This is a genomic window from Candidatus Methylomirabilota bacterium (genome assembly GCA_036005065.1).
Taxonomy (GTDB): domain Bacteria; phylum Methylomirabilota; class Methylomirabilia; order Rokubacteriales; family DASRDR01; genus DASYQW01.
In genome coordinates, this window is record DASYQW010000390.1 from 1 (window position 1) to 4,209 (window position 4,209).

The 4,209-nt window shown below is 72.1% G+C and carries 3 protein-coding genes; 1 reads left to right on the forward strand and 2 read right to left on the reverse strand.

Annotation, left to right across the window (positions count from 1 at the left end; genetic code table 11):
* Window positions 1-3 precede the first annotated feature (3 nt).
* Window positions 4-1,302: a hypothetical protein gene (locus VGW35_26150; GenBank protein ID HEV8311161.1), complete on the reverse strand. Its 1,299-nt coding sequence runs from the start codon at window positions 1,300-1,302 to the stop codon at window positions 4-6.
* A 73-nt stretch (window positions 1,303-1,375) separates the two neighbouring features.
* The gene (locus VGW35_26155; GenBank protein ID HEV8311162.1) at window positions 1,376-1,780 is read right to left on the reverse strand and encodes a VOC family protein; all 405 of its coding nucleotides are present in this window, start codon (window positions 1,778-1,780) and stop codon (window positions 1,376-1,378) included.
* A gap of 65 nt (window positions 1,781-1,845) precedes the next feature.
* Between VGW35_26155 and VGW35_26160 the strand changes: the two genes are divergently transcribed.
* The gene (locus VGW35_26160; protein HEV8311163.1) at window positions 1,846-4,167 is read left to right on the forward strand and encodes a DNA polymerase II; all 2,322 of its coding nucleotides are present in this window, start codon (window positions 1,846-1,848) and stop codon (window positions 4,165-4,167) included.
* Window positions 4,168-4,209 lie beyond the last annotated feature (42 nt).

Genomic DNA, 4,209 nt, shown 5'->3' on the forward strand with positions numbered 1-4,209 from the left:
GACTCACCGGCCCGTGACGAGGAACCTCTCGCTCCGTCGGAGGATGAAGCCGAAACAGACCGCGGCCGTGTCGTGGTTCCCTCCGAGGAGATAGGTCTCGGGGCTTCCGAGCGCGGCGCGAAGCGAAAGCCCCGTGGCTACGGGCACGATCGTGTCCGAGGCTCCCAAGAACAGGAGGACGCGGTCCGGCTCGACAAAGCGGGCGAGGCTGAGCGGGTCGGTGCGCACGTCCTTCGCGAACTGGAGTCGGAGCGTTTCCGGGTCCACGCCGCGGGCCTTCCAGGCGTCGCGGTAGGCCACGACCGAAGACTCTTCACTCTCCTCGAGGATCCGCGGGAGGTCGCCTCCCGTGAGGACGAGGACGCCCCGGCGGATCGACGGCTCGACCGCAAGAAGAACGCCGCCGAAAATCCCGCCCGCCGAGATGCCGAGGTAATGGACCTGGCCCGCGTCGACCTCGTTCATCTCCCTCAGCACCTGAAGGGCCATCCGCGCGGCCACGACCGCATCGCGGAGGCGGGCCTCTACTTCCGCAGGCGTGAGGTGGGTCTCGAGGAAGACCTTCTCGGGGACAATGACCGCGGCGTGGATGCCGCGGCGCGCGAAGCGGACAGCCAGGTAGCGCGCCGCGAAGGCGGCCTCGGTGGGCGGGGTCATGAGGAATAGCGGCCTCGGGTTCAGAGGTGATGCCCCTTCGGCACGGTAGAGCTCGAGCGTCCCCTGGAAGCTCGACCGAGGGAGAGGCGTCCGGATCGGGCTGTCATCGGGCTTCGACGCCAGGACCTGCCGCGAAAACTTCCCCCGGAGCTCTCCGAGGACCTCGCGACTCGCCCCGTAGTAGTCCCGAATGTCCCGAGGAAGCTCCGCGGCCGGCCGCGCGGGCCTCCTGGCTTCGAGATGCTCGACCACGAAGCCCCAGGGGACGAACGGTCGGCCTGTCGCATCGAGCGCGGGGAGTTGAGCTCGCTCCGAGCCCCGAACCTTCCTCGCCAGCGAGAGGACTCCCTTGGCGGTAAACCCTACGAGGCCCTCGAAGACGTAGCCGAGGCCGATCGCCGGCGCCGACGCGATGTCGACGGCGTCCGAGAGGTCCACCCACGGCGTGGCCCAGGCCAGCGCGGCCACGGGAGTCATGCCGGCGACGAGGGGAGCGGAGATGGCCCACCCCGAGTACTTGGCGCCCCGTGAGATCGCTCCCAGGGGGCCAGCATCCTCTTCCAGAGCGGAGATCCCCGCGTTTGAGCGCTCGACAAGATAGGAGCAGGCCACGAGTGAGCAGGAGACGAGGGCCAGAAGCGCCACGCCGGGGAGTCTCTGGATCGTAGTGCTGGGCTTCACGGCTGAGCGGAGTTTCGGGAGACCTCCCCGAGGCTGATCAGGGGTGGGAGCGGCCCGTCGGGGAGCCGGCTCCCCGCGGCAGCGGCTGGGCGAAGCTCAGCTCGTGGCCGTCGGGGTCGCGCAGGTGGAAGTAGCGCTCGCCCCACTCCGCGTCCCGGGGCGCGGCCTCGGGCTCGAGGCCATGCGTCCGGGCCCGGGCGTAGAGCGCGTCGACGTCCTCGACGTAGAGGATGACGCGACCCCACCACGACCACCGCCGCGCCTCGGGTTGCGCGACGAGGTTGAGGTGCCCCGGCCCGACCGCGAACGAGGTGAACGCCGCCTGCTCGCCGCCGTACGCGAGCTCGAACCCGAGCGCCCGATAGAAGCGCACGGCCCGCGCCATGTCGTGAGTGGCCAGCGTCACCGCGCTGATCGAGACGATCCGGGGCGACGGCTCCATCGCCTCCAGGGTACTACGCGCCGGCGCCGCGCCGTCGGGCCCCGCCCCGTGGGACAATGGGGCCGATGGCGGAGCGCGGCTTCATCCTCACGCCGACCTACCGGATCGTCGCCGGCCGGCCGGAGGTGCACCTCTACGCGGTCCTCGAAGACGGGGAGCCGGCGCTCGTCGTCGACGACCGCTTCCCGCCCTATTTCTTCGTCCGCGCCGCCGACGCCGCCGTCGTGGCGTCACAGGCGCCCGAGGCCCGCGTCCTGGCCGCCGACCTCCGCACCTTCGGAGGCGAGCCCGCCGTCCGCGTGGAGGTCAGGCTGCCGAGCGACGTCCCGCCCCTGCGGGCGCGGCTGGCCGAGGCCGGCGTCGAATCATTCGAGGCGGACCTCCGCTTCGCCTACCGATATCTCATCGACCGCGGGATCCGCGGCGCCTTTGCCGTCACCGGGCCGTTCGAGCGCCGGCCCGGCGTGGGCCGCGTCTATCGCAACCCCGAGCTCGGCCCGGCGGCGTTCACGCCCCGCCTCCGCGTGCTCTGCTTCGACGTGGAGACGAGCCTCGACGGCCGCCGCCTCTACTCGATCGCCATGGCGGGGGCCGGCGGCGAGCATGTCCTGCTGGTCGGGCGGGATCCCGTGGAGGGCGCCGAGGTGGTGCCCGACGAGCGCACGTGTCTCGAGCGGTTCCTCGCCTACGTGCGCACGGTCGACCCGGATGTGCTCACGGGCTGGAACGTCGCCGACTTCGACGTCGGCGCCCTCGCCCGCTTCTGCCGGCGGGCCGAGCTCCGCTGCGCCCTGGGCCGCACCGACGACGAGGTGGACATCCGCCGCGATGCGAACTTCACGCGCGAGCCGCGCGTGATCCTGTCCGGCCGCCAGGTCCTGGACGGCCTGGCGCTCCTGCGCAGCGCCTTCCTCCGCCTCGACGACTACCGCCTGGAGACGGCGGCCCGGGCGATCCTGGGCACGGGCAAGCTCTTCGGCCCCGAGCACCGGGCCACGGAGATCGAGCGGGCGTACCGGGAAGACCCTGCGCGCCTGGCCGCCTACAACCTGCACGACGCGCGGCTGGTCCTCGAGATCCTGGCGCGGACCGGCCTGGTGGAGCTCACCATCCGGCGGAGCCTCCTCACCGGCATGCAGCTCGACCGGGTGGGCGCCCAGATCGCGGCGGTCGACTCGCTCTACCTGGGGGCGCTCCGGGCCCGCGGTCGGGTCGCGCCCTCGGTGCGCTCCGGTGCGGAGGTCGACCCCTCGACGATCGTCGGCGGCCTCGTCCTCGAGTCCGCGCCCGGCCTCTACCGGAACATCCTGGTGTTCGACTTCAAGAGCCTGTACCCGAGCATCATGCGGACGTTCAACATCGACCCGCTGACCTACGTGTCCCCCGAGACGGCGCGCACGCTGCCGGCCGAGGCCGTCATCCGGACCCCGGGAGGGGCGGCGTTCCGCCGGGACGAGGCGGGCATCCTGCCGGAGCTGGTGGCGCGCCTGGCCGAGGAGCGGGCCCGGGCCCGCCGGGCCGGCGACCTGGTCGGCGCCCAGGCGACGAAGATCCTCATGAACTCGCTTTTCGGCGTCCTCGGCTCCTCGGCCTCGCGCCTGTTCTCGCCGGCCGTCGCCAACGCCATCACGACCGCCGGCCAGCACGTGATCCGGCTGGCCGCCCGGGCGGTGGAGACGCGCGGCCACCGCGTGATCTACGGCGACACCGACTCCCTCTTCGTCGACATCGGGGAACCCGACCCGGCGCGGGCCGCGGAGGCGGCCGAGGAGTTGCGCGAGGTGATCGGACGGAGCGTGGCCGACGCCCTCACGCGCGAGTTCAGCTGCCCGAGCCACCTGGAGCTCGAGTTCGAGAAGGTGTACACGCGCTTCCTCATGCCCGAGGTCCGCGGCGGCGAGACCGGGAGCAAGAAGCGCTACGCCGGGCTGGTGGGAGACGAGCTGGAGCTGGTCGGCCTGGAGGCCGTCCGACGCGACTGGAGCGGGGTGGCCCGCCGCTTCCAGCGGGAGCTCCTCGCCCGCGTCTTCCACGACCAGCCGGTCACCGACTTCATCCGGGCCTTCGTGACGGACCTCCGGGCCGGCCGCTACGACGACGAGCTGGCCTACCGCAAGGCGATCCGGAAGCCGCTGACCGCCTACACCAAGACGACCCCGCCCCACGTGAAGGCCGCCCGGAAGCAGGCGGGCCCGGCCGGACGCATCGTGGCCTACCTCATGACGCAGGCCGGCCCCGAAGCGGTCGGCGAGACGACCGCCCCGCCCGACTACGAGCACTACGTCAGCCAGCAGCTCCAGCCGCTCGCCGATGCGGTGCTGCGCTTCCTGGACGGACCCGACTTCGACGAGATCGTCGGGACCCGGCGCCAGCTCTCGCTCTTTTAGATCATTTCGGGGGGGTCTCGGAAGACCCCCCCGATGCCCCCC

Coding starts and splice junctions, on each gene's coding strand:
- VGW35_26155 (HEV8311162.1), bottom strand. CDS start 1,780: ATGGAGCCGTCGCCCCGGATCGTCTCGATCAGCGCGGTGACGCTGGCC.
- VGW35_26160 (HEV8311163.1), top strand. CDS start 1,846: ATGGCGGAGCGCGGCTTCATCCTCACGCCGACCTACCGGATCGTCGCC.